Raw genomic sequence first — 24,198 nt, 5'->3', positions numbered from 1 at the left:
ACCCACTGATCGATCAGCGCACATCCGGGGTGAGCGCGGAGATGTCGGCGAGGTCGCGCGGGCGACCCGCGGCACGCTTCATGCTGATCAGGTGATGTCGTTCGAGCGTGGCGAAGATGCGTTCGGGATCCAGCGCTGGTGGGACCTCGGTCACGCCGGCGCTTTCCGCGCGGATCCGGCGAGCTCGGTGATGAACGTCGCCAGGGCGATGCCGTCGGCGAGCCGGTCGGCCGGACCGCGCCGCCGGTCCGCGGCCAGATCCTCCTCGTCGGCCCAGGGATCGATGGCCGTGGAGCCGAGATCCAGGTGCTCACCCATGGCGCGGAGCAGGTCGGCCAACCGGTCCACCGTCGGCGACTCGACGCCGCGTTCGATGCGGCTGATGGCTGACTGCGTCGTGCCGGCCCGCCGGGCCAGCTGGCTCTGGGTCAGTCCCTTGCGCCGGCGTACCGCCTGGATCAGTTCAGCCGAACTCATGACCAGATTATAGCGGATACGCACTATCCGATGGTCGGCCTCGCAGGTGGAGGGTGTGCGCGTGATGCGTTCGGGCGACGACGAAGCCGGCACGCAGGTAGAGATCCTGGGCACCGGTCGGGCTGGCGCCGTCGACGGTGAGCGTGATCGGGGCGAGTGAGCGCTCGCGGCAGCGGGACAGCGCCAGGGCCAGCAGGGCGCCGGAGACGCCGCGGCGGCGCCACTGTGGAACGGTGCCGATCGGTCCGAGATCGGCGTTGCCGCCGAGGCCGAAGGCGAGCGCGAAGCCGACGACCTGGCCGTCCGGGGCCAGCGCGATGGCCGTGACGTCGCGGTACAGGGTGTCGTGCGCCAGGATGCCGACCCAGGTCTCGGCGCTGTGTGGCTCGACCACGCGCTGGTCGGCGTAGGCCAAATCGTATGCGGCCTGGAAGGCGCCGGGCGGCAGGTCGTCCCAGGCCGCGAGCCGCAGCGGTGCGGGCAGCGTCGCGCTCGGCCAGGTGCTGCCGTCGTGGGTCATGGACCAGAGCGGGAACGCGGCGGTGAAGCCGTGAGCCGCACAGCGCTCCCGAGCCTCCGGGCGGTCATCGTCGAGTGTCGCCTGCAGCACCGACGCCCCTTCGGAACGCCGCGCCACCTCGACCAACCGGGTCAGCGGCCAGGATCCGGTGCACCTCGGCAAGATCATCGACCGCCGCGCGGCGCTACTTCATGCGGCTCAGCCTAAGGAGAGGGCGACGCCTTGCCTACTTCCCGGCCAGTCCGGTGACGACCGGGGCGAGGGTTTCGGCGAAGTCGGCGCCGAAGACGAAGTAGGAGAAGCCGATCTCCTCGCGGCGTCGCTGGATCTCCTCGGCCGCGGCCGCCGGGTCACTCGGCAGGATGACCAGCGAGTCCGCGGCGCGGAGTGCTGCCGTGTCGAGATCCGGCGGCGCCATGAACGGGGCGACCCGGTCGCCGATGGCCGCGACGTGCTGGGCGAGCTCGAGGTCCCGGTGGGCGCCGAACTCCCGGACCCGGCGGGTGGTCTCGACCCGATCGTCGTCCACGGGAAGGACGAAGGTGACCGCGTCGGCGACCTCGAGCGCCAGCGCCTGCGACTTCGGTCCGCTGACCGCCATGACGACCGGCGTGTGCAGCTCCGGGCCGTCGAAGGTCCGCAGGGAGGCCACGGTCTCGCGCATCCGGGCGCGCCGTTCCGCCGCCGAGACGGCCGGGCGACCGAGCTCGACCTCGATTCCGGGCCGGCCGGCGCCGAGTCCCATCTCGAACCGGCCCTCGGTGAGCACGGAGAGCGAGTGGGCCTCCCACGCCATCTCGTCCGGCCGATGCAGCGCGGCCGCGTACACCCAGGAGCCGATCCGCAGGTCGGCGAGCGCAGCCGCGGTGGCCAGGGTCGGGCCGAGCGACGGCTGCCAGGTGGGTACGTCGGGCATCAGCAACGTCGAGTAGCCGCTGTCGGCGATCCGGCGCACCCGGTCGCGCCAGGTCGCCAGGTCGGACGTGATCGGGGCGACGACGCCGAATCGGAAGGGGCGGGCAGCTGGCTTGGCCTGATCGTTCATCGTGGTTCTCCTCGGGTCGGGGACCGTTCTCGGTCCTGCTACCCCCACTACGAACCGCCGACCCGCAATCGGACGACCGATATTTGTTGGACATTCCGCCCCGCGCGTTGAGCCTGTTGCGGATTCGGCACCGTCGGCGCCCGCACCCGGATGGCGCCGACCTGGGCCCTCAATGCGAGCGGCTTCCGACCCGTGCGTCCTGTCCGGTTCGCACCCGTCCAGGCGGGAGGCGGTGTCACAAATCTGCAACGCAACCACTGCTCGAAGGCCGGCGGATTCAAGCTGCTTTCGCAACAGTGATTAGTTGAGCAAGCTTCTCAGCGGGGGTCTGGTAGTTCAAGATCTTGCGGGGGCGGGTGTTGAGGAGGTGTTCGGCTTCGGCGACTTGCTCGTCGGTGATCTTGGTGAAGTCGGTGCCTTTGGGGAAGAACTCTCGGAGCAGGCCGTTGCCGTTCTCGTTGGTCGGGCGTTGCCAGGGCGAGTGGGGATCGCAGAAGAACACGGGGCAACCGGTCGCGATGGTGAACCGGGCGTGGTCGGCCATCTCCACGCCTTGGTCCCAGGTCAGGGACCGCCACAACGCTGCCGGGAGCCGGGCGGCCATCTCGGTGAGCCGGTCGGTCACGGTCGCGGCGTCATGGACGGTGATCCGGCTGATCAGGCAGAACCGGGTGGTGCGTTCGAACAGGGTGATCAGCGCCGAGCGTTGGTTACCGCCGCCGATGATCAGGTCGCCTTCCCAGTGACCGGGCACGGCCCGATCCTCGGCCTCGGCCGGGCGGGCGGTGATGGTGGCGGTGCCGATCCAGGACCGGTTCGACCGTGGTCCGAGTTTGGACCGTGGCCGGCGGGTGGTCCGGCCCGACCGCAGCGCTTTCTCCACGGCCAGTTCGTGGCGTAGCGCCCCGGCGCCCTGCACGTAGAGGGCCTGGTAGATCGTTTCGTGGCTCACCTGCATAGCGTCACGCCCGGCGAAGTCCAGGGCCAGCCTGCCGGCGATCTGCTCGGGTGACTGCTTGGCATTCAGCCGGGCGATCAACTCGTCCCACAACTCGGTCCCGGGCCTGAGCTTGACCCGGTCCGACTTCGGCCGCCGCCGCCGCTCGTCGGCCCGCCGCTGGGCGATCTTGGGCCGGTAACGACCGTCCACGCTGCCGGCCTCGATCTCACGCTTCACCGTGGACCGGTGCACCCCCAACGCCCGGGCGATCGCGGCAGGCCGCCACTGGTCCCGGAGCCGGACCGCGATCACCACCCGCCCGGCCAGCGTCAACCGGCCGTTCTCAGCCAGATAGTCCCCCTCCGGCAGCACCCGCGGAGGCCGCGCCCGCGGTGACCGCCGAAACGCACTGACCCCAGCGATCCCGCCGATCCGGCCCGGCTGCAACTCCATACCGGCCAGATTGGCCCACCGCACCACGCTCCGATAGGAAATCCCGACCCGGCGCGCCGCACCACGACACGACTCACCCGCCGCCACCAACGCCAACACCCGCGCCCGCACTCCAGCATCGACCGCCACAACAACCTCCCAAGACCGTTGTTGCGACGACCGTCTGAGCCCGCCGCCTGAAATCGATTGCGTTACCTGTTCCGTTGCAGATTTGTGTCACCTGGGCCAGGACGCGGGCAGACCTTCCGCGCTCGACGGTGGGCCGCCCGGCAGTTGGCCCTGATCCGACCCTGCAACGCGCTTGCGCACCATTCCGCAACGGGCTCATACCCGGCCGGGATCTCTCCGTCGACTGCGGTCAGGGACGCAGGTCGATCACCGCGCTGCCGGTGGCCAGGTCGACCGGGACGGAGACGTGCTCGTGGGTGATCAGCCAGCCGGCGGAACCGCGGCGCAGGCTGTCGCTGACCCGGACGAAGTAGTCGACCTCTCGGCCGTTCAGCAACGTCCCGCTGGCCCGGACCAGCATGTGGGCGGCGGCCACCTCGCGCGTCGCCAGGATCTCCAACTCCTGCACCTGTTGCCCGATCGGACTCTGCCAGCGGCCGAACCAGTCCGCGAAGCGATCGCGCAGTGCGGCGGCGCCGGTGTAGCGCAGCGGCGGCACGATGTCGAAGTAGACGACCTCGGGCGCGAAGACGGCCATCAGCCGGTCCAGATCCTTGTCCCACGCCGCTCGGCCCCGCTCCTCGAGCAGCGCCTCGATCTCCGCGTTCACGGCCTCCATGGTCCTCTCCGTTCCTCCGGCTCTCCCCAGTCCTGACGAAGCGTCGGCCCCCGGTGTGACAAGGGGCTGCCGGGTTTGATCCGCCGGCCGCGGGCGCATATATTCCACTTGGAATAATTGATCTGGAGTAACCGAAGGTGAGTGGGTCGTGGCGAGACAGCTGACGCCGCTGGCGGTGATGCTGCTGGCGCTGCTGGCGGAGCGCGAGATGCACCCGTACGAGATGTTCCAGACGCTGGTCGAGCGCGGCGAGGACCGGCTGGTCAAGGTCCGCCCCGGCTCGCTGTATCACACGGTCGAGCGACTGGCCGAGGCCGAGTTGATCCGGGCCACCGGCATCGATCGAGCCGGCAACCGGCCGGAACGGACCCGCTACGCGCTGACCGAGGCGGGGCTGCGACGGCTGCAGGCGCGGGTGACGGAGATGCTGCGGACACCGGTGAACGAGTATCCCCAGTTCCTGATCGCCCTGGACGAGGCGCACAACCTGCCTCGCGAGCAGGTGATCGATCTCCTCAGTGAGTACGCCGCGGCGCTCGCCGCCGAGCTGGCCGAGGTCACCGAGTCACTCGACCGCGCCGGGGTCGATGCCGTGCCGGAGGTGTACTGGCTCTCCTGGAAATACCTGCTGCACACCAAACAGGCCGAGTTGGACTGGGTCGGCAGCCTGATCGAACGCATCAAGAGCAAGGACGTGGAATGGCCGAACTATCCGATCCACGATCTGCGCCGGCAGTGAATCCCGGCGACCCGGAGGCGAAGCCGTGGCGGGCGCTCTGGGCCCTGGTGCTCGGCTTCTTCATGATCTTGGTCGACTCCACGATCGTCTCGGTGGCGACGCCGGTGATCATGAGACACTTCGACGCCGACGTGAACCTGGTGGTCTGGGTGACCAGCGCCTACCTGCTCGCGTACGCCGTGCCGTTGTTGATCACCGGGCGGCTGGGTGATCGGTTCGGGCCGAAGAATCTTTACCAGGCCGGCCTGGTCGTCTTCACGCTCGCCTCGCTGTGGTGCGGCCTGACCGGGACGATCGAGCAGTTGATCATCGCCCGGGTGCTGCAGGGCCTCGGCGCCTCGATGATGACGCCGCAGACGATGGCGGTGATCACCAGGATCTTCCCGGCCGACCAGCGCGGCCGCGCGATGAGCCTGTGGGGTGCGGTGGCCGGGATCGCCACCTTGGTAGGGCCGATCGCGGGTGGTCTGCTGATCGACGGGCCCGGCTGGCAGTGGATCTTCTTCGTCAACGTCCCGGTCGGGGTGGTCGGCTTCGTGCTGGCCGGGCGGCTGGTGCCGCGGCTGGAGACCCACCGGCACCGGTTCGACCTGGTCGGCGTCGTGCTCAGTGCGGTCGGCATGTTCTGCCTGGTGTTCGGGATCCAGGAAGGGCAGACGTACCACTGGGGAATGATCATCGGGCCGATCTCGGTCTGGTTGTTGATCATCGTCGGCATCGTGGTGCTGGCCGTCTTCGTGGTCTGGCAGGCGAAGCAGGCCGGTGAGCCGCTGGTCCCGCTCGGGCTGTTCGGTGACCGCAACTTCTCGCTGGCCAACGTCGGCATCGGTGCGGTCGGCTTCGCCGTCACGGCGATGGGCTTCCCGTTGATGCTCTACACCCAGTCGGTGCTCGGCTTCACGCCGACCCAGAGCGCGCTGCTGATGGTGCCGATGGCGGTGATGTCGATCGTGCTGGCCCGGTTCGTCGGCCGGCTGACCGACCGGATGCATCCGCGCTACCTGGCCGGATTCGGTACGTTCACCGTCGCGGTGTCGCTGGTCTGGCTGAGCCGGGTGATGGTCCCGGGCGCCCCGCTCTGGCAGTTGCTGCTGCCGATCACGCTGCTCGGCCTGGGCAGTTCGTTCATGTGGTCGCCGCTCGGCACCTCGGCGACCCGGAACCTGCCGCCGCAGCGGGCCGGTGCGGGCGCGGGTGTCTACAACACGACCCGGCAGGTCGGCTCGGTGCTCGGCTCGGCGGGCATAGCCGCGCTGATGCAGAGCGGGCTCGCGACGCACCTGCCGCAGGTGTCCGGTGGCCACGGCGGTCTGGCGGAGACGGCGACGCAGCTGCCCGAGCCGCTCCGGGCCGGCTTCGCCGCCGCGATGGCCGACGCCCTGCTGCTGCCGGCCGGGGTGATCCTGATCGCCTCGGTGGCCGCGATCTTCTTTGCCACGCCGCGCCATCTGGTCCGCGAGAATTCCTGAAACCTTGGTGCAACCGTCGTTGCCGTACCGGCGTAGTGAGGGCACGGGAGGAATCCAACGAAGGAGGAACGATGCGGGTTTCAGGGGTGATCCGGCGCGTTGCGGCCCTCGCACTGGCGAGTGGTGTCGCCGTGGCGACGATGGCGATGACGGCCGGCACGGCGAACGCGGCGACCACGTACAAGGGGAAGGTCACCGCCAACGGGGGACTGACGATCAGGTCGGCACCGTCGACGCACACCAGCAACAACGGCAATGTCGCCAAGGGGACGACGATCACGATCGCCTGCAAGGTGCCCGGCACGAGGGTCGACGGCAACGGGCTCTGGTACAAGCTGAGCAACGGCAAGGGCTGGGTCACGGCGCGCTACGTGACGAACATCGGCTCGGCGCCGAAGTACTGCCCGTCCGCTGACACCGAGTACGGGGACGGCCGCACCACCGCGGCGGTCAACATGCGCCGGGGTCCGCACTTCAACGACGTCAAGACGGGTGTGGTCTACGAGGGCACGCGCGTCGCCGTCGTCTGCTACGTGAAGTCGACCGCAGGCGTCAACGGCAACTACCTGTGGTACCAGCTGACCAACAAGAGCTGGGTGACCGCCGCGTTCGTGAAGCGGCTGAACACCCCGGCCAGCAACTGGGTGCCCTGCGCCTGATCAAGGGCCCGTCGGGATGACGGGCTCCCGGAAAGAACCTGGGCCGTCGCGCACTTCGGGGCGCGGCGGCCCAATTCCGTCTCCGCCCGGACGCGGGCCGGGCGTCACCAGGAGGCGTGCAGCGGGCGGCCTTCCTCGTAGCCGGAGCTGGACTGCACGCCGACCGTGGCCAGCCGGTGGAACTCCTCCAGGTTCGAGGCGCCGGCGTACGTGCACGAGCTGCGGACGCCGGCGACGATCGAGTCGATCAGGTCCTCCACGCTGGGCCGCTCCGGGTCGAGATACATCCGGGAGGAGGAGATGCCCTCCTCGAACAGGCCGGCCCGGGCCCGCTCGAAGCCGCTCTGGGTACGGGTGCGCAGCTTCACCGCGCGGGCGCTGGCCATGCCGTACGACTCCTTGTACATCCGGCCCTCGGCGTCGGCGAGCAGGTTGCCGGTGCTCTCGTACGTCCCCGCGAACCAGGACCCGATCATGACGCTGCCGGCGCCGGCGGCCAGGGCCAGCGCGACGTCGCGCGGGTAGCGGACGCCGCCGTCGGCCCAGATCGCCCGGCCGGCGCCGCGGGCTGCCTCGGCGCACTCCAGCACCGCACTGAACTGCGGCCGGCCGACCCCGGTCATCATCCGGGTCGTGCACATGGCGCCCGGCCCGACGCCGACCTTGATCACATCGGCACCGCCGTCGATCAGGTCCGCCACGCCTTCGGCGGACACCACATTGCCTGCCACCAAGGGAATCCGGCGGCCGCCGGACTCGGCCAGCCGGTCCCGGACCTCGCGGACCGCCTTCAGCGAGGTGATCATCTTCTCCTGGTGGCCGTGCGCGGTGTCGATCACCAGCACGTCGACCCCGGAGGAGAGCAGCGACTCGGCCCGGCCGGCGACGTCACCGTTGATGCCGACCGCGGCACCGATGATCAACTTCCCGTCCGGGTCCAGCGCCGGCCGGTAGAGCGTCGACCGGATCGCGTGCCGACGCGTCATCACGCCGAGCAGCCGGTCCTGGTCGACGATCAGGGCGACGTGCAGGTGCCGCGCGGTGAGCGCGTCGAAGATCGCCTCCGGCGAGGTGTCCGGCGACACGATCGCCAGGTCGTCCGACATCACCTCGTGCACCTGCGCGAACCGGTCCACGCCGGTCGCGTCGGCCTCGCTCACCGTACCCAGCGGGCGGCCGTCCTCGACCACCACGACGACACCGTGCGCCCGCTTGCCGAGCAGCGACATCGCCTCGCCGACCGTGGTGTGCGGCGTCACCGAGATGGGAGTGTCGAAGACCGGATGGGCGCCCTTGACCTTGTCGACGGTCTCGCCGACGACGTCGGGCGGGATGTCCTGCGGGATGATCGCGACCCCGCCGCGCCGGGCGACCGTCTCGGCCATCCGGCGGCCCGAGATCGCGGTCATGTTGGCCACCACGATCGGCAGTGTGGTGCCGACGCCGTCGGTGCTGGCCAGGTCGACGTCGAGCCGGGACGTGATCGAGGACCGGTTCGGCACCATGAACACGTCGCTGTACGTCAGGTCGTGGGCAGGGGGAGTCTTCAGGAAGCGCACGAGTCTCATTGTCCCCCGGATCAGGCGTCCGGGGCGAACGGCCGCCAGCCGGCGCCGAGGTACCAGTGGCCGCCGCCGTCGATGTGGTCGATCACCGCGCGTTGCAGTGAGCTGTGCCGCGGCAGGGTGGCCCGGCCGGCGACGTCCCGGGTGCCGAACACGAACAGGAACGGCCCCTCGTCGTCCTGGCGGTTCCGGCGCTGGGTGATCGTGAACCGGCGCTGGAACGCGGCGATGTTGGAGTCCGGTAGCAGCTCGGCGAACCGCGGATCGAGCAGCCAGGAGTGGCAGGTGAAGAACCGGGCCGGATGGTCCGGGAAGTGCCGCGGGAAGAAGTCCAGCGCGGCCCGGAACGACTCGGTGCAGGCGGGTTCGTCGATCGGCCCGCAGTAGTCCGGCAGATGTACGGCGATGACGGGCTCACCCGGTTCGGCGGCGACCCCGGCGGACCGGATCTCGGCGCTGGTGGTCCGGCCGAGCGGCGCGAGCTCGAACTGCAACCGGCCCAGCTGGTAGAGCCGGCCCTGGAAGTGGTCGGCCAGCCAGCCAAGGTTGTCGGTCAGGCCGCCCCGGCCGAGCCGGCGCCGGTGGTGGGTCAGCTGCCGGCCCAGATCGGCCAGGGTGTGCCGGGTGGTCGCCTCGTCGATGCCGCGGCCGGCGTGCCAGCGTCGGGTCTCGGCCGCCATCGCCGCGAACGCGTAGACCGGCCAGTAGGCGAGCAGTTCGTCGCCCGGATCGCCCAGGTCCGGTTCCCGGCCGAGCCGGGATCGGGAGCCGAGTCCGGCCAGCAGGGCGCTGAGCAGTCGGTCCACCAGCTCCCGTACCTGATCATGGTCGTCGAGCGCCGGGCGGAGCCGGAGCAGCCGATCCAGGTCGACGTGCGGCACGCCGAGGTCGGCCAGGGTGTGCAGCAGGTCGGCACCCGCCGGCACCCGGGGCTTGTCCTCGACGAGGGCGATCGCGGCCAGCCAGTCGCGTTCCGCGGCGGGCAGGCGGTCCAGGGCGTCGGGCATCGTCGTTCCTTTCGGGGGCGGTGCGAGAAGCCTAAGTCGCCGTCCAGTAGGTGAAAAGAATTTGCATTGGTGGTCGTCGAGGTGGAGCTTTGGGCTAATCTCTTGCAAACGTACGGTGATCATCGCCAGACCCAAGGGGCCCGCCATGAACCCACCACTGTCCGTGTCCGGCATCTATCCCTCCCTCGCCCAGGTCGGCGACTTCGGGCCGCCGCGCAGCGAGCTCGGCATCGGCGCGCTGATGCCGTGGAACGGCAAGCTCTACGTACAGAACTACAACTCCCACAAGGCCGGCAGCGGGGCCGGGGTCAGCCTGCGCCGGATCTCGGCCGACCTGTCGATGGAGGTGGTGCCCGAGACGCTCGGCGTCGACGGCACCTACACCAACCGGTTCGTGCACTTCCCGACCTCGACCTTGATCATCGGGCCGCACCTGATCGATCCCGAGCACAAGATCACGACGATCGAGGAGCTGCGGCCGCACCGGCTCTGCGGCACGTCGCGGCACCTGACCGACCCCGACCGCAAGGTGTACGTGCTCGCGATGGAGGGTGAGGTCTTCGAGCTCGATCTCCTTGATCGGAAGGCGGTCCAGGTCTGGGACCTGAACGACGAACTGGGCACCGAGGGCGAGTTCAAGGTGCACTACAAGGACTGCTACACGAGCTTCGGCCGGCTGGTGGTCTGCTCCAACGAGTACGCGGAGGAGGAGTGGCGCGGCGAGCGCTCCCGGGGCCGGCTGGCCGAGTACGACGGCACCGCGTGGAAGATCATCGAGGAGAAGCCGTTCACCGGGATCGGTGGCCGGCACGAGTTCGGCGGCACGATCTTCGCCACCGGCTGGGACGCCGCGTCGGCGATCTTGGAGGTCTACACCGAGGCCGACGATCGCTGGACCCGCTACCGGTTGCCGAAGGCATCGCACTGCTTCGATCACAAGTGGCAGACCGAGTGGCCGCGGATCCGCGAGGTGGAGCACGAACGGCTGCTGATGGATCACCACGGGATGTACTACGAGCTGTCGCCGTGGGCGTACGGCGGCCGGGTCTGGGGCGTCCGGCCGATCTCCACCCACCTTGCCGTGCTCGGCGATTTCTGTTCCTGGCAAGGGATGCTGGTCACCGGGACGGACAGTGCGTCGCCCAGTCACGGGCTCAGCCCGACCACCGCCGAGCCGCAGTCCAACCTCTGGTTCGGCAAGATCGACGATCTCTGGTCGTACGGCAAGCCGGCCGGCTGGGGCGGGCCGTGGTGGAGCGAGTCGGTGATCGGCGGGGTGCCGTCCGATCCGTACCTGATGACCGGGTTCGACGGGAAGTGCCTGCACCTGGAGAACCACGGCAGGCTCGCGATCACCGTGACCATCGAGATCGACTTCCACGGGCACGGCCGGTTCGGTGCCTACGCCTCGGTCGAGGTGGACCCGGGCCGGGTCGTCACCCACGTGTTCCCGCAGGGCTTCTCGGCCCACTGGGTCCGGCTGGTCAGCGACCTGGACGCGACGGTCAGCGGACAGTTCTTCTACAGCTGATCATGGACGCACCGCTGAAGTCGATCAAGGACCTGCTGCCGGAGCTGGCCGGGGCGTCCCGCCGGGTGGCGGAGTTGATCTTGGAGCAACCGGACCTGGCCGGGCGGAGTTCGATCACCAGTCTGGCGGCGGCCGCGGAGACCTCGCCGGCCACGTTGACCCGGCTGGCGGCGGCGCTCGGCTACGAAGGCTTCCCGGCGTTGCGGGCCGCGATCGCGACCGACCACGGCCGGGACCTGCAGGCCGGCTGGGAGGCCGACATCGGCACCACGATCACCCCGACCGACGCGCCGGGCCGGGTGCTCGACGTGCTCGCCGGCACGCATGCGCAGGCGCTCCGGGCGGCCGTCGCCGCGATCGATCTCGACGTGGCCGGCCGGCTCGCCGACCTGATCGTCGACGCCGGCCGGATCGCGATCTTCGGCGAGTGGGGCGATGCGATCCCGGCCGAGGAGCTGCAGATCCGGCTGCTCCGGATCGGCCGGCCGGCCTGGTTCCACCGGGGCTACCAGGAGGCGATGGTCGCCGCCCGGCTGCTCGGCCCGGGCGACGTCGCGCTGGCGATCTCCCGGTCCGGGGAGCACCGGGACGGGGTCCGTTTCCTCGGCCGGGCCGCCGAGGCGGGAGCCGCCGCGGCCGTGATCACCGGCTCGACCTCCTCGACGATGGCGCGGCAGGCCGAGTTGGTGATCGACACCGGGATCCGGGACGGGCCCGACTGGACCGGCTATTTCGCCGGTCGCGCCACCGACACGCTCGCCGCCGGGCTGATCTTCGTCCTGGTGGCCCAACGGACCCCGGACTCGCTGGGAATGCCGATCAACACCATCGATCAGGAGTGATCATGCGAAGGGAATGGCCATGAGGGCCGAACAGCTGGCGTACGACCTCGTCGTGGTCGGGGGTGGACTGGCCGGAGTCTGCGCCGCGATCGCCGCGGCCCGGGCCGGGAAGCGGGTGGCGCTGATCCAGAACCGGCCGGTGCTCGGCGGCAACTCCTCCAGCGAGGTGCGGGTCTGGGTCTGTGGTGCCACCGCGCACGGCTCGCAGCACTTCGCCCGGGAGACCGGGATCATGGGCGAGTTGTTCGTGGAGAACCAGTTCCGCAATCCCGACGGGAATCCGTACTACTGGGATCTGACGATCCTGGAGGCGGTCCGGGCCGAGGACAAGATCGACTTGTTCCTCAACACCGACGTCCGCACGGTCGCGGCGTCCGGGCCGGAGGAGGACCGGGTGATCAACTCGGTGACCGGCTGGCAGATGGGTTCGGAGCGGGAGATCACGTTCACGGCCGACGTGTTCCTGGACTGTTCCGGTGACGGGCTGGTCGGGTTCCTGGCCGGCGCCCGCTACCGTACCGGGCGGGAGCCGCGGTCGGAGTTCGGTGAGTCGTGGGCGCCGGAGGTGCCGGACAGCAACACGCTGGGCAGCACGATCCTCTTCTACACCAAGGATGTCGGCCATCCGGTGAAGTACGTGCCGCCGCCGTTCGCGCTGGACATCACGGCCACGTCGATCCCGGAGCGGCGGGTGATCAAGACCGAGCTGAACGGCTGTGCGTACTGGTGGATCGAGTGGGGCGGCGAGCTGGACGTCGTCGACGACAACGAGCGGATCCGCGACGAGCTGCAGGCTGCGGTGTACGGGATCTGGGACTCCATCAAGAACTCCGGCAGGTTCGACGCCGACAACCTCACCCTGGAATGGATCGGCTCGGTGCCGGGCAAGCGGGAGTACCGGCGTTTCGTCGGTGATCATGTGCTGACCCAGCACGACGTGCTCGAGCAGACGTTCTTCGAGGACCGGGTCGCGTTCGGCGGCTGGTCGATCGACCTGCACCCGCCCGGCGGCATGTATGCCACCGAGGCCGGGTCGCGGCACTGGTTCTCCGACGGCAACTACCACATTCCCTTGCGCAGCTTCTATTCCGCGAACGTGCGCAACCTGTGGATGGCCGGCCGCAACATCAGCGCCAGCCACGTCGCGTTCGGGACCACCCGGGTGATGGCGACCTGTGCCGTGGGCGGCGAGGCGGCCGGCACCGCGGCGGCGCTGGCCCATGAGCTCGGCGTGACGCCGCGGGAGCTGGTCGCGCGGCACCTGCCCGAGGTGCACCGGGCCCTGGTCCGCAGCGACGCCTCGACCCTCGGCGTGATCAACGACGACCCGGCCGATCTCGCCCTCGGCGCCGCCGTGACCGCGTCGTCGACACTGCGCCGGGTCGCCGTCGAGGTGTCGTCCGGGACGCACCCGCTGGCCGACCCGATCGCCATGATCGTTCCGGTCTGGCCGCGGCTCGGCGAGGTCGAGCTGCTCGTCGACGCGGTACGGGACACGAAACTCGTGGCGGAACTGCACCGGACCGGCCTGCCGCAGAACTACGTACCGTCCGAACTGGTGCAGCGGGTCGAGATCGACGTCCCGGCCGGCGAGAAGCAGTGGGTGACGCTGCCGCTCGGCTGGCAGCCGGACCAGCCGCAGAACGGGTTCCTGGTGATCACCGACAACCCGGACCTGGCGCTGCACCGCAGTGATCAGGTGGAACCGGGGATGATCTTCTTCCGGCACCGCGAACCCGGACCGGAGGAGCTGTACACCGAACAGTGGCGGGCCTGGAAGCACCTCTGGCACCGGTCCGGGATCTGCCTGCGGCTGGCCGAGCCGACCACGGCCTACGCGCCGGAACGCGTGATCGGCGAGTACGCGCGGCCGTACGGCGGCCCGCGGCTGTGGGTCTCCGAGCCGCTCGACCATGATCAAGAACCCTGGCTGGAACTGTCCTGGCCGGAGCCGCAGCCGGTCGGCGAGGTCGTGATCATCTTCGACGACGAGGTGGAGGAGGACCTGATCAACCTGCACCATCACCGGACCCCGTTCGACGTGCTGCCCGGCCTGGTCCGCGACTACCGCCTCGAGGGGCTCGTCGGCGGTGCCTGGACGACGCTGGCCGAGGTCACCGAGAACCGGCGCCGCCGCCGCAGCCATCCGCTGCCGGCGTGCACCGAGCCGGCCGGACTGCGGCTCGTGATCACCGCGACCAATGGAGCTCCGCGCGCCCACGTGATCGCGGTCCGCGCCTACCGGGCATAGTGAGATCATGATCAGTCATCGACTGCTGCTCCTGCGGCACGCGACGACCGAGGACTTCCGGCCCGGGTTCGCCGACCGGGACCGCCGGTTGACCGAGCAGGGCGTTCGGGAGGCGGCCGAGGTGGGCGCGTGGTTGCGCGAGCAGGGTGTGACGGTCGACCGGGTGCTCTGCTCGTCCGCCGTACGGACCCGGCAGACGCTGGACGGTCTGGGCCTGACCGCGCCGGCCGAGTTCGCCGACTCGCTCTACTCCGGCGGCAGCGAAACGATCCTGGAGTCGGTCCGCGTGCTCGACGAGGACGTCCGGACCGCGCTGGTGATCGGCCACTCCCCGGCCGTCCCCGGCGCCGTCCGTGATCTTGCCGACCCGGAGACCTCGGATCCGGATTCCTTGATCACCCTCGACCGCCGCTACCCACCGGCCACCCTGTCCGTCCTCGAGTTCAGCGATCCCTGGTCCAACCTCATCACGGCCCGCCTAGCTCTGCTTCGCCTGCCCTGAAGGACTGGGGAGCCCGGTGCCGCGACTACGCGGCGCGGGATTCCCCAGTCCGGGGAACAGCGGGGCGCCCGAAATGGGTCGGAGACGTCACAGTCAGCGATCCGGACGGACCGTTCTGGTCGCCCTGACGGATTCCGCGTCCGCTCGGTGCGGGCCCGCGTGGCGCGGCCATCGAGATCGCGATGCCGGCCAGTGCGCCGGCGAGGACGTACCCAACCAGGGGTAGTCCCGGTCTTGGCTCGTCGGATGGCGGCGGGAGGGGCGGGAAGGCGCCGGCGACCGCCTTCGCCAGCCCCGAGTCGATCAGCGTGGCGCGGAGCAGGTCCGGGTCGGCGGGCCGGTGCCAGACGGCGTCGCTGGGCTCGCTGATCCAGGACCGGCCGGTGGCGATCCAGAGCCCGTCGCTCGGCGTCACGAAGATCAGGTCGATCCGCCAGATCTCGGTGTCGTCCCGCAGCCAGGTCAGGCGCACGTCGGCCCGGAACACGGCACCGACCGCGGGCGGGGACGCGCCGTTGCGCGGCAGGTCGGTCCCGGCGAGACCGACGGCGGCCGCGAGCCGCTGGTAGCGCGCGTCGCCGTGGTGCGCGGAGCCGGCGAGCCGACGGGCCGGGTCGGCGATCAGAACGCTGCTCGGCTCGCCCGCGTACGCCACGGACGGCGTCAGCGCGATCATGATCACCAGGGCGGCGAGCAGGCGGCGCATCGGTCAGCCCTTGAGGACGATCCGCTCCGGATTCGGGCGGCGGGCCTGGCGGAACAACAGAGTCCCGCCGACGCCGATCGCGAGGCCGAGCACGCCGAACAGAGCGCCGGTGAGCGGGGTCGGCGGCCCGCTCGCGGTTGCCGCCGCGGCGTCCGTGGGTGGAGCCGGCGTGGCCTCGGGCTCGGTATCCGCCGGCACTGGCGAGGCCGGCCGCAGCACCCCGGTCTCGGCCAGAGCGGCGTGCAGCTTGTTCGGCTCGGCGGCCCGGTGCCAGACCCCGGCGTTCGGGGTGTCGTCCCAGGTCTGAGTGGTGTGGATCCAGACTTCCTCCTTGCCCAGATGGATCCGGTCGACCCGCCAGACGGACATGTCGTGGATCAGCCAGGTCAGCCGGATCTCGCTGCCGAAACCGTTGTCGATCCCGCCGGGCGGCGACTCACCACCGGTCGGCTGCTCGACGCCGGCTCCGGTGTGGATGCCGACGTAGCGGGCCAACCGCTCATAACGGGCGTCGCCCGTGTACGCCGAACTGGTCCGCTCGTTCGCCGGATTGACGATCAGCAAGCTCGTCGGTCCGCCGGCCACGGCCGGGCTCGCGGCCAGCCAGCCGGCCGCCACCACTCCCACCAGGATCGCTCCGATCCGCATCAAGGCACCCATGCCCCGGATACACCGCCGGTCGCGGAACGGTTCCGATCAGACGACCCGGCTGGGCAGCCCGCGCCGGGCGAGGACGTCCTCGAGCGCGAAGATCGCCATGCCCGCGGTCACCGGATTGCGGCCGATCTCGAGCGGCTGCAGGCTCACCACATCCAGTGACGCCTCCAGGGCCTGCGCGGCGACGAGGTCGGTGAGGCGCGGCATGATCCAGGTCCGCAGGGCGCCGAACATCCAGCCGCACAGCATGATCCGGTCCGGGTTGAGCAGGTTGACCACGTCGCCGAGCCCGTACGCCAGCGAAGCGCAGGTGCGGTCGAGCAGCTCGGCCATGATCGGGTCAGCGGCGTCGAGCCCGCCCGCGACGGCCGCGATGAACTCGTCCTGGTGCAGCGCGACGGCGGAGTGATCAGGAGCGAGCTCGGCGAGTGTCAGCTGCATCCCGGGTACGCCGACGTACGCCTCCACACAGCCGCGGCGGCCGCACCGGCACGGCCGGCCGTCCTGGACCAGGGTGGTGTGGCCCCATTCTCCCGCGTTGTTGCAGGTGCCGCGGACCAGGCGGCCGGCGATGGCGATGCCCACGCCGACCCCGGTACCGAGGTTGACCACGACCATCGTGTCGGTGGCCGGCCCGTTGCCGAGCCACAGCGCCGCGACCGTCACGGCCTTGAGCGGGTTGTCCAGGTGCACGCCGACGTCCAGGTCGAGTTTCGCCTCCAGCTGGTCGCGCAGGTTCACCTGGTGCCAGTCCCAGTTGGGGGCGAAGACCGAGACTCCGGTGCCCGGCATGACCTGGCCGGGCACCGAGATGCCGATGCCGCCGACCCGGTCCGGGCTGATCTCGGCGGCGGCGAGCACTCCGCGCACCGCGGCGGCCACGCCGGCGACCACCGTGGCCGGCTGATTGTCGGTGTCGTCGAGCGGTTCGGTGTGCTCGTGCAGGTGCTCCAGGGACAGCGAGTACAGCGCCGCGGTGGCGTACGTCTCCGCGACGTCGACCCCGATCAGGCGCAGCGGCTCGTTGTTGATCGCCAGCTTCGAGGACGGCCGGCCGACCGAGGCGCCCTTGCCGACGACGTGCACCAGCCCCGCGTCCTGCAACTCCGCGACGACGTTGGCCACGGTGGCCGTGCTGAGCGTGGTGGCCACCGCAAGCTGCTGCCGGGTCGCCATGCCGGAGGTCAGCAGCTGACGCAGCACCGCGAACCGGCTCTCGTTGCGGATGTCGCTCGCTGAACGCGTACTCACATCGTCAGCTTTCCAGGTCGTCCGGCGTCCGGAGTACGAGGTCGGACAGCCCGCCCGCTCGCAGCGTCACGGTGGCACCGCCGCCGCGTACGTACGCGATGAGCAGGCCGGCCGACGTCGACCGGTGAGCGGCACGGTACGGCGTGGTGTCGGACAGGTCGCCGTTGTCCAGGCCGAGCAGCTCGCCGCCGTCGACCTCCGCGGTGACCACGACCTCGCCCCGCGCGATCCGGCCGTCCCGATCGACGACCCGGCATTCGAGCTGGTGCACCTTCCCGCCGCCGGCGATGCGGTCGAGCCCGGCCCGCCACACCGTGGGAACGGTCCAGACCGCCGCCGTCAGCGCGACCGGGTCCGACCCGAGAGCGAGCTCGTCGCGCACCGTCGTGTCGCCGACGCGCGCCTCGGCGGCGAGCGGGAGGCTTCCCGGCGTGACGGTCCCTCGCCAGTAGCCGAGCTCGGCGTCGAAGACCAGCTCGACCGGTTCCGTCCCGCAGCTGACGCTCGCCTTGTCGGCGTTGGTGAAGCACGCCACCTCGATCTCGCCGTCGCTGGCCGCCCAGGTACGGGACAGGCGCCGGTCGTCGCCCGACCCGACCGGGCGGACCGCGAGCCGGACCATCGGCTCCTCGGACCACCAGCTGCGCCGCAGGTGCCAGCGCTCCTTCGGGAAACCGGCCGTCGTCAGCAGGCCGGCGGCCGAGCCATGGCTGGGCCAGCCGGGGGTCTCGCCGAGGTAGTCGATCCCGGTCCAGAGGAACTGGCCGGCGACGAACTCGTGGTCGGCGACGTGCCGCCACGCAGCGTACGTGTGCGACGTCTCGCTGCCGACGAACGGCTGTTCGGGGAACCGGCGATGATCATCGGCGTAAAGGTGTTCCTTGTAGTTGTAGCCGATCAGGTCGAGCCGCTCGAACAGCCCGGTCGTGCTGGACAGCTCCGGGAACGCCGCCGCGAACGTGACCGGCCGGCTGTCGTCGCGCGCCTTGACGATCGTGATCAACTCGTTCGCGATGGTGGTCAGGCGCCGGATGTCGGGCCGGTTCGGGTCGTAGGCCCGTTCGGCGGCCGGCTTGTTGGCGTCGTTGTTGCCGGTCATCTCGAGGAACTTCGGGCTGGCGTACGGGTCGTTGGGGTAGTCGATCTCGTTGCCGATGCTCCAGGCGATCACCGACGGATGGTGCCGGTGCGCGTCGACCATCGCCTCAAGATCACGGACGTGCCACTCGGGGAAGTCGTGGGCGTAGCCCTCGTGCTTCGGCGGGTAGACGTTGTGGCCCTGCCACCACTTGTTCTTCGGGTTCTCCCACTCGTCGAAGGCCTCGTCGATCACGTAGAGACCGACCAGGTCGCACAACTCGTACAGCTCCGGGGCATGCGGGTTGTGCGCCATCCGGACGGCGTTGCAGCCGCCCTCCTTGAGCAGCAGCAGGCGCCGCAGCCACACCTCGGCCGGCACCGCGACGCCCAACGGGCCGGCGTCCTCGTGCAGGCACACGCCGCGCAGCACACGGCGCTCGCCGTTGATCTTGAACCCGGTATCGGGGTCGAAGGCGATGGTCCGCAGCCCGGTCACCAGCTCGTGCCGGCTCTCGTTGTCGATCATGGTGACCAGCCGGTACAGATTCGGATGATCATCGGACCAGAGCAGCGGGTCGGGCACTCGTAGCAGTGTGGACAACTCGACGGTTCCGTGCGCAGGAACAGTGACCTCGTGCCCTGAGCCTGTCGAAGCGTCGTCCTGAGCCTGTCGAAGGGGGCTGGGCCCGATCTGGCTTGGCACTTCGACAAGCTCAGTGCGCTTTTCGCCGAGCGGCTCGAGACGGTGACCCACGACGACCCGCCGCGGGACGTCGCTGTGGTTCTGCAGTCGCTGGACCACCTCGACCTCGGCCAGGCCGGAGGTCGCTGAACGGGTGGTGATCATGGTGCCGTGGTGGGCCAGCGACACCGCGTCATGGGCCTCGATCTCGACCCTGCGGGTCAGCCCGGATCCGTTGTACCACCGGGAATCCGCCAGGTCGCGATGATCGACCCGGACGCTGATCACCAGGTCGTCGTCGGGTGCGTAGCCGATCAGCTCGGTCAGGTCGAACGAGAACTCCGACCACCCGGACGGCCGGCCGCCCAGGTGGTAGCCGTTCACCCACACCTGCGCGTTCTTGTAGACGCCGTGGAAGACCAGGCGCACGGCCGGGGCCTCCTTCAGACCCAGTGCATCGATCGAGCAGCGGGTCCGATACCACCCGACCCCGCCCGGCAGATAGCCGGTGCCGCTCGAGCACGCTTCGTCGAACGGCTGCTCGACCGCCCAGTCGTGCGGTACCCGGACGGGCCGGAAGCCGGTCTCGTCGGCGTTCCGCTTCCAGGCGCCCGGGTCGTCGGCGGGCAGGAAGGACCAGGCCTCGATGACGGTGCTGCGCATGCGATCCCTTTCCTCGTACGGATCCAGGCCGAGGTCAGGCCTCGAGGCCGTACTTCTTGAAGACGTTGACGAGCACGATGGCGTTGACGAACGCGATCCCCGAGAACCCGAAGGCCAACCAGACGATGCCCCAGACGAAGACCTGCGGGTAGTAGACGCCGACGACGATCGGGAGCACCGTCACCACCAGGACGGTGAACGCTGCCACCGGATGCCGGGCCGACATCCGCCGGGCGTTGTTGATCACCCGGCCGAACGAGTCGGAGAACGTGGCCTGGTACGGGAACAGGAAGATCAGCGTCCCGATCACCCGGTAGGCCAGCAGCAGCACGGCGGCGAACAGCAGCAGCCGGAGCAGCGCGTCGACGTCGGCCCGGTCGATCACCACATACCAGGCCGCCACGACCGCGATCAGCCCCAGCGCCACCAGGCCGAGCAGCGTACCCCGGCGGAAGTTGCTCCGGAACGCGCCGAGGTACGTCCTCGGGATCGAGTCGTAGCGGCCGGTGACCAGGCTGATCGCCGTCGCGTTGAGGGCGGTGAGGGAGGCGCCCAGGGTGATCAGCGGGAGCGAGGTCGCCACGAACAGCAGGTTCAGCACCATCAGGTCGGCCAGCTTCGACAGGAACCTCATGGCCGGCGAGTTCTCGCTGAAGATCGTGATCACTGTGCTGCTCCCGCTGTTCGTCGTGCGACCGTCCGGCTACTTCAGGCCCTTCTCACTGGCCCACTTGTCCATGTCCTGCTGGATCGACTGCTTGACGTCCTCGTAGCCGGCGGTGGCCAGCTCCTTGCGCATCTCGTCGATCATGGCCGCGGGGTCCTTGGCCTTGCCGTACTGCAGCTGCGGGATGAAGCGCGACAGCACCGAGCCCATCGCCGCGAGACCCGGGTCGATCATGTCCTTGTTGATCAACAGCGTCGAATACGGGTAGTCCGTCGACATCCCCTCGAGCTGGCCGAAGATCGCTTCCTTCTCCGGATGGTCGGCCAGCCGTGGCGGCTCGAACTCGTCCATCCGGCCGCCCCAGAAGTTGGCGCCGAGGCCGTCCGTGGACGGGTCGTACCCATCCGGGTAGGCGAGTTTCCCGTCCTTCATGACGTAGTCGGAACCCTCGATGCCGAAGTTCAGCAGCCGGTAGCACTCCTCGTCGTTACGGATGAGTTCGTAGACCTGCAGCGCCTTCTCCGGGTTCTTGGAATTGGCGCTCACCGCCATCGCGCCGTGGGTCTTGAGATCACGGAAGATGTTCTTGTTCTCCTGGCCGAACCAGTACATCTTGGGATCGGAGCCCTTCTGCCGGGTGGACAGGTTGTACCAGATCCCGCCGACATAGGTCTGCGTGTGGTGCTGGTCGGCTCCGGACAGGCCGGCATAGAGCGCCTCCCGGGTGTCGCCGTCATAATTGAGCGCATCCTCGCGCCAGACGCCGATCTCGTTCCACTGCTTCGCCAGATTGGCGGCCTCGATCAACTGCGGCGAATCCATGAACCATGAGCCGACCGTGAACGGGGCGGCCTTGGTGGTCTGGAACGGGTAGTAGTTTCCGGCGCTGATCTGTTGGAGCGTCTGGCCGTCGGTCTTGCTCTGCAGATAGCCGGTCAACGCCGTGGTGTTGGACCCGGCCACGTCCCACGGGTAGGCCTTCTTCTTGTTCTGTTTCACCCAGCTGAAGTACTGGGTGAATTGTTCGAACTGGGTGATCGTGCCGTCCGGGACACCGGCCGACTTCGCCCAGTCACCGCGGTAGAAGTAGCCGTGGTTCGTCCACTGGGTGAAGTTGTCCTCGGGGATGAAGTAGATCTGCCCGTCGGCGCCCTTGCAGACCTCCCAGTTGCCGCGGGATCCGACGCCCTCCCAGGTCTTCGGGGCGTTGGACGTGAGCAGTTCCTCGTCGAGGGCGAGGAAGGCGCCCTTCTGCGCGTTCTCGTACGCGAACAGCCAGTCCGTGGCCGTGGTGATCAAGTCGATCTTGGAGTCACCGGACAGCAGCTGGACGTTGTACTGGGTCTGCCAGTCGGCCCATTCGACGTAGAAGAGTTCCAGGGTCGCGTTGGCCTTCTCGGTGAGCAGCCCGTTGAGCTTGGCGAGCATCTTCTCGAGCCGGCCGTTGGTCGGCTTGTCGCCGAGGACGAGCATGGTGATCTTGGTCGGTGCGCCGTCGGAGTTGCCGTCCGACGGCGAGGTGCAGGCGGCCAGGCCGGTGGCGCCGGCCGCCAGGGCCAGGCCCATCACGGTACGACGGGAGAGGGAGGAGCCGGTCATCGTATTCCTTTCGATCAACAAGGGGGGCGACAGCCTCAGCCCTTGACAGCACCCACGGTGATGCCGCTGACGAAGTACTTCTGGACGAACGGATAGACCAGGATGATCGGGCCGGTGGCCACGACGGCGCTGGCCATCTTCAGGGTGTTGCTGGGCAGATCGGTGATCGTCACATTGGAGCCGGCCACCGAATTGCGCAGCGCATTGGCGGTGTTGATGATGTTGTAGAGGTGGTACTGCAGCGGCGGGAACTCGACCGTGCTGCCGAGATACAGCGACGACAGATACCACTCGTTCCAGTAGGCGAGTGCGGTGAAGAGCCCGATGGTGGCCAACGCCGGCTTGAGCATCGGCAGCACCAGTTGGGCGAAGATCCTGAAGTCGCCGGCGCCGTCGATCTTGCCGGACTCGATCACCTCGTACGGCACGGAGCGGGCGAAGTTCTTCATCAGGATGATCAGCCACGGCGACAGCAGCAGCTGCAGGAACACCGCGAGATAGTTGCCCCGCAGGCCGAGCGTCCGGGCGATCCAGAGATAGGTCGGAGCCAGGCCGGCGGAGAACAGGGTGGTGAAGTAGATGAAGAAGGCGGTGTAGTTGCGCAGCGGGAAGTCCTTGCGCTGCAGGGCATAGCCGGTCATCGAGGTGATCGCCAGCCCGATCGCCACGCCGGACACCGTCATGACGATCGTCACCACATAGGAGCCGATGATCTGCCGCGGCGAGCTGAAGATCAACTCGTACGCGGCGGTCGAGAACCCCTGCGGCAGCAGGCTGAAGCCGTGCTCGACGATCTTGGACTCCTCCGAGAAGGAGGCGGAGACGATCAGGATGAACGGCAGCACGCACATCAGGGCGAACAGCGAGACCACGAGGTAGGAGATCGCGCGGAGCACCGCTTCGCTGCTGTCGAGCTTGACCTTCCGCGGCTTCGCCGGGCGGTCCGTGCGGGCCGACTGCAACGGTTTCGTCGAGGTTTGAACGGTCATCATCGCCCCTCAGAAGAGTGCGTAGTCGGGATTGATCCGGCGCATGATCCCGTTGACGACCAGGATCAGGACGAATCCGAACAGGGACTGGTAGAGGCCGACTGCCGTGGACGAGGTGAAGTTGTTCTGCGACAGCAGCATCCGGTAGACGGCGGTCTCGATGATGTCGGTCGACGCGTAGAGCTGGGCGTTGTTGCCGACCAGGTTCCAGAACAGGCCGAAGTTGCCGTGCATGATCCCGCCCAGCGAGAACAGCAGCAGTATGAAGAACGTCGGCTTGAGGCTGGGCAGGATGATGTGGACGATTCGCTGCCAGGCCGACGCGCCGTCGATCGCGGCCGCCTCGAACATCGACTGGTCCAGGCCCATGATCGCCGCGAAATAGACGATCGAGCCGTAGCCGGTGCTCTGCCAGACGTGCGCCATGATGATGATGAACGGCCAGACCCCGGCCATGCTGTAGAGCTTGAGCGGGTCGCCGCCGGCCTGGACGATCAAGGTGTTGACCGTCCCGGTTTCGTAGTTCAGCAGGTTGAACGCGATCACGCCGATCAACACCACGGACACGAAGTACGGCAGGAACATCATCGCCTGGCTGACCTTCTTGAAATACCGCGAGCGGATCTCATTGAGCATGATCGCGAGCGTGATCTGCAGGATGTTGCCGATGATGATGAACGCCAGGTTGTACAAGATCGTGTTCTTGGTCAGCAGCCAGAGCTGGCCGGACTTGATCAAGAACTCGAAGTTGCGCAGGCCCACGAACGGGCTGCCGAAGATGCCGTCGCGGTAGTTGAAGTTGGTGAACGCGATCCAGGCCCCGGGCATCGGTGCGTAGGCGAACACCGTGAAGAACGCGATCGCCGGCAGGCACATCAGCAGCAGCATCCTGCTGTGCCGCATGCCGCGCCGGAAGGATGCCTTGCTCTGTTTGCCGCCCGGTCGGGCTGGCAGGTCCAGCCCTGGCTGGGATGGCAGCACTGCCATACGCAATCACCTCACTGTGTCTGCGGTATCGACGTCGCGGCCCCCTGCCGGGGTCGCGGCTGGGGTTGATTCAATGCCCTTTTACTAAGGGTTGTCAATAGTCTGATCGAAACCGTGACTCGCCCTTGAT

The 24,198-nt window shown here is 68.9% G+C and carries 23 protein-coding genes; 7 read left to right on the top strand and 16 right to left on the bottom strand.

From position 1 onward, the window contains the following. Positions 1-13: 13 nt before the first annotated feature. The 6 genes from BKA15_RS10605 to BKA15_RS10580 form a co-directional block, all read right to left on the bottom strand. Positions 14-154, bottom strand: coding sequence for a hypothetical protein (locus BKA15_RS10605; RefSeq protein WP_179750569.1), 141 nt, complete (start codon positions 152-154; stop codon positions 14-16). Then, positions 151-477 (bottom strand): helix-turn-helix domain-containing protein, encoded by a 327-nt coding sequence (locus BKA15_RS10600; RefSeq protein WP_179750567.1) that lies wholly within the window; start codon positions 475-477, stop codon positions 151-153. The genes BKA15_RS10605 and BKA15_RS10600 overlap by 4 nt, the downstream gene beginning before the upstream one ends. 7 nt (positions 478-484) lie before the next feature. After that, positions 485-1,165: a GNAT family N-acetyltransferase gene (locus tag BKA15_RS10595; RefSeq protein WP_179750565.1), complete on the bottom strand. Its 681-nt coding sequence runs from the start codon at positions 1,163-1,165 to the stop codon at positions 485-487. Between the two features lie 58 nt (positions 1,166-1,223). Then, complete coding sequence (locus BKA15_RS10590) at positions 1,224-2,042, bottom strand: LLM class flavin-dependent oxidoreductase (protein ID WP_179750563.1); 819 nt, start codon at positions 2,040-2,042, stop codon at positions 1,224-1,226. A 277-nt stretch (positions 2,043-2,319) separates the two neighbouring features. Further along, entirely contained in the window at positions 2,320-3,522 is a 1,203-nt protein-coding gene (locus BKA15_RS10585; RefSeq protein ID WP_312879681.1) for an IS30 family transposase, read from the bottom strand. Positions 3,523-3,793: 271 nt separating this feature from the next. Continuing rightward, positions 3,794-4,222, bottom strand: coding sequence for a YybH family protein (locus tag BKA15_RS10580; protein ID WP_179750559.1), 429 nt, complete (start codon positions 4,220-4,222; stop codon positions 3,794-3,796). Positions 4,223-4,370: 148 nt separating this feature from the next. Between BKA15_RS10580 and BKA15_RS10575 the strand changes: the two genes are divergently transcribed. From BKA15_RS10575 to BKA15_RS10565, 3 genes are all read left to right on the top strand, one after another. Then, positions 4,371-4,961, top strand: a complete 591-nt coding sequence (locus BKA15_RS10575) for a PadR family transcriptional regulator (protein ID WP_218871192.1) — start codon at positions 4,371-4,373, stop codon at positions 4,959-4,961. Then, positions 4,922-6,430, top strand: a complete 1,509-nt coding sequence (locus BKA15_RS10570) for a DHA2 family efflux MFS transporter permease subunit (RefSeq protein WP_179750557.1) — start codon at positions 4,922-4,924, stop codon at positions 6,428-6,430. Before BKA15_RS10575 ends, BKA15_RS10570 begins: the two co-directional genes overlap by 40 nt. A gap of 71 nt (positions 6,431-6,501) precedes the next feature. Then, positions 6,502-7,089 (top strand): SH3 domain-containing protein, encoded by a 588-nt coding sequence (locus tag BKA15_RS10565; protein WP_179750555.1) that lies wholly within the window; start codon positions 6,502-6,504, stop codon positions 7,087-7,089. Between the two features lie 104 nt (positions 7,090-7,193). On the opposite strand, the gene BKA15_RS10560 is transcribed toward BKA15_RS10565, so the two are convergent. Both BKA15_RS10560 and BKA15_RS10555 read right to left on the bottom strand, forming a co-directional pair. Then, positions 7,194-8,657, bottom strand: a complete 1,464-nt coding sequence (locus tag BKA15_RS10560) for a GuaB1 family IMP dehydrogenase-related protein (RefSeq protein ID WP_179750553.1) — start codon at positions 8,655-8,657, stop codon at positions 7,194-7,196. Between the two features lie 11 nt (positions 8,658-8,668). Then, on the bottom strand, positions 8,669-9,661 hold the full coding sequence (locus tag BKA15_RS10555) for an acyltransferase domain-containing protein (protein WP_179750551.1): 993 nt from the start codon (positions 9,659-9,661) through the stop codon (positions 8,669-8,671). Between the two features lie 145 nt (positions 9,662-9,806). Here BKA15_RS10555 and BKA15_RS10550 point away from each other — a divergent pair, with 145 nt between their 5' ends. From BKA15_RS10550 to BKA15_RS10535, 4 genes are read left to right on the top strand one after another with little or no spacing between them, the layout of a single operon-like run. Beyond that, positions 9,807-11,192, top strand: coding sequence for a hypothetical protein (locus BKA15_RS10550; RefSeq protein WP_179750549.1), 1,386 nt, complete (start codon positions 9,807-9,809; stop codon positions 11,190-11,192). Between the two features lie 2 nt (positions 11,193-11,194). Next, the gene (locus BKA15_RS10545) at positions 11,195-12,034 is read left to right on the top strand and encodes a MurR/RpiR family transcriptional regulator (RefSeq protein WP_179750547.1); all 840 of its coding nucleotides are present in this window, start codon (positions 11,195-11,197) and stop codon (positions 12,032-12,034) included. A 19-nt stretch (positions 12,035-12,053) separates the two neighbouring features. Further along, positions 12,054-14,285, top strand: a complete 2,232-nt coding sequence (locus BKA15_RS10540; protein ID WP_179750545.1) for an FAD-dependent oxidoreductase — start codon at positions 12,054-12,056, stop codon at positions 14,283-14,285. 7 nt (positions 14,286-14,292) lie between these two features. Next, a complete protein-coding gene (locus tag BKA15_RS10535; RefSeq protein WP_179750544.1) occupies positions 14,293-14,787 on the top strand; it encodes a SixA phosphatase family protein in 495 nt (164 codons plus the stop codon). A gap of 25 nt (positions 14,788-14,812) precedes the next feature. Here BKA15_RS10535 and BKA15_RS10530 read toward each other — a convergent pair whose 3' ends face one another. From BKA15_RS10530 to BKA15_RS10495, 8 genes are read right to left on the bottom strand one after another with little or no spacing between them, the layout of a single operon-like run. Continuing rightward, positions 14,813-15,493: a hypothetical protein gene (locus BKA15_RS10530; protein ID WP_179750542.1), complete on the bottom strand. Its 681-nt coding sequence runs from the start codon at positions 15,491-15,493 to the stop codon at positions 14,813-14,815. A gap of 3 nt (positions 15,494-15,496) precedes the next feature. Continuing rightward, positions 15,497-16,141 (bottom strand): hypothetical protein, encoded by a 645-nt coding sequence (locus BKA15_RS10525; protein WP_179750540.1) that lies wholly within the window; start codon positions 16,139-16,141, stop codon positions 15,497-15,499. Between the two features lie 48 nt (positions 16,142-16,189). Next, on the bottom strand, positions 16,190-17,401 hold the full coding sequence (locus BKA15_RS10520; protein WP_179750538.1) for an ROK family transcriptional regulator: 1,212 nt from the start codon (positions 17,399-17,401) through the stop codon (positions 16,190-16,192). A gap of 4 nt (positions 17,402-17,405) precedes the next feature. After that, positions 17,406-19,826, bottom strand: a complete 2,421-nt coding sequence (locus BKA15_RS10515) for a glycoside hydrolase family 2 TIM barrel-domain containing protein (RefSeq protein ID WP_179750536.1) — start codon at positions 19,824-19,826, stop codon at positions 17,406-17,408. Between the two features lie 34 nt (positions 19,827-19,860). After that, entirely contained in the window at positions 19,861-20,493 is a 633-nt protein-coding gene (locus BKA15_RS10510; protein ID WP_179750535.1) for a YesL family protein, read from the bottom strand. A 36-nt stretch (positions 20,494-20,529) separates the two neighbouring features. Next, positions 20,530-22,092 carry a DUF3502 domain-containing protein gene (locus BKA15_RS10505; RefSeq protein WP_179750533.1) on the bottom strand — a complete coding sequence of 521 codons (1,563 nt, stop codon included), beginning with the start codon at positions 22,090-22,092 and terminating at the stop codon, positions 20,530-20,532. Between the two features lie 35 nt (positions 22,093-22,127). Then, entirely contained in the window at positions 22,128-23,084 is a 957-nt protein-coding gene (locus BKA15_RS10500; RefSeq protein ID WP_218871190.1) for a carbohydrate ABC transporter permease, read from the bottom strand. A 6-nt stretch (positions 23,085-23,090) separates the two neighbouring features. Next, positions 23,091-24,068, bottom strand: coding sequence for an ABC transporter permease (locus BKA15_RS10495; RefSeq protein ID WP_179750531.1), 978 nt, complete (start codon positions 24,066-24,068; stop codon positions 23,091-23,093). Positions 24,069-24,198 lie beyond the last annotated feature (130 nt).

It is taken from the genome of Microlunatus parietis (assembly GCF_013407955.1).
In the GTDB taxonomy this organism is placed as follows: Bacteria; Actinomycetota; Actinomycetes; order Propionibacteriales; family Propionibacteriaceae; genus Microlunatus; species Microlunatus parietis.
This window is presented reverse-complemented; position numbering and strand designations above follow the sequence as displayed.

Excerpts from the sequence above, each read along its gene's own strand:
- BKA15_RS10600 (WP_179750567.1), bottom strand. The coding sequence starts at position 477 with ATGAGTTCGGCTGAACTGATCCAGGCGGTACGCCGGCGCAAGGGACTG.
- BKA15_RS10595 (WP_179750565.1), bottom strand. The coding sequence starts at position 1,165 with ATGATCTTGCCGAGGTGCACCGGATCCTGGCCGCTGACCCGGTTGGTC.
- BKA15_RS10590 (WP_179750563.1), bottom strand. The coding sequence starts at position 2,042 with ATGAACGATCAGGCCAAGCCAGCTGCCCGCCCCTTCCGATTCGGCGTC.
- BKA15_RS10580 (WP_179750559.1), bottom strand. The coding sequence starts at position 4,222 with ATGGAGGCCGTGAACGCGGAGATCGAGGCGCTGCTCGAGGAGCGGGGC.
- BKA15_RS10570 (WP_179750557.1), top strand. The coding sequence starts at position 4,922 with ATGGCCGAACTATCCGATCCACGATCTGCGCCGGCAGTGAATCCCGGC.
- BKA15_RS10565 (WP_179750555.1), top strand. The coding sequence starts at position 6,502 with ATGCGGGTTTCAGGGGTGATCCGGCGCGTTGCGGCCCTCGCACTGGCG.
- BKA15_RS10560 (WP_179750553.1), bottom strand. The coding sequence starts at position 8,657 with ATGAGACTCGTGCGCTTCCTGAAGACTCCCCCTGCCCACGACCTGACG.
- BKA15_RS10555 (WP_179750551.1), bottom strand. The coding sequence starts at position 9,661 with ATGCCCGACGCCCTGGACCGCCTGCCCGCCGCGGAACGCGACTGGCTG.
- BKA15_RS10550 (WP_179750549.1), top strand. The coding sequence starts at position 9,807 with ATGAACCCACCACTGTCCGTGTCCGGCATCTATCCCTCCCTCGCCCAG.
- BKA15_RS10545 (WP_179750547.1), top strand. The coding sequence starts at position 11,195 with ATGGACGCACCGCTGAAGTCGATCAAGGACCTGCTGCCGGAGCTGGCC.
- BKA15_RS10540 (WP_179750545.1), top strand. The coding sequence starts at position 12,054 with ATGAGGGCCGAACAGCTGGCGTACGACCTCGTCGTGGTCGGGGGTGGA.
- BKA15_RS10535 (WP_179750544.1), top strand. The coding sequence starts at position 14,293 with ATGATCAGTCATCGACTGCTGCTCCTGCGGCACGCGACGACCGAGGAC.
- BKA15_RS10530 (WP_179750542.1), bottom strand. The coding sequence starts at position 15,493 with ATGCGCCGCCTGCTCGCCGCCCTGGTGATCATGATCGCGCTGACGCCG.
- BKA15_RS10525 (WP_179750540.1), bottom strand. The coding sequence starts at position 16,141 with ATGCGGATCGGAGCGATCCTGGTGGGAGTGGTGGCGGCCGGCTGGCTG.
- BKA15_RS10515 (WP_179750536.1), bottom strand. The coding sequence starts at position 19,826 with ATGCGCAGCACCGTCATCGAGGCCTGGTCCTTCCTGCCCGCCGACGAC.
- BKA15_RS10505 (WP_179750533.1), bottom strand. The coding sequence starts at position 22,092 with ATGACCGGCTCCTCCCTCTCCCGTCGTACCGTGATGGGCCTGGCCCTG.
- BKA15_RS10500 (WP_218871190.1), bottom strand. The coding sequence starts at position 23,084 with ATGATGACCGTTCAAACCTCGACGAAACCGTTGCAGTCGGCCCGCACG.
- BKA15_RS10495 (WP_179750531.1), bottom strand. The coding sequence starts at position 24,068 with ATGGCAGTGCTGCCATCCCAGCCAGGGCTGGACCTGCCAGCCCGACCG.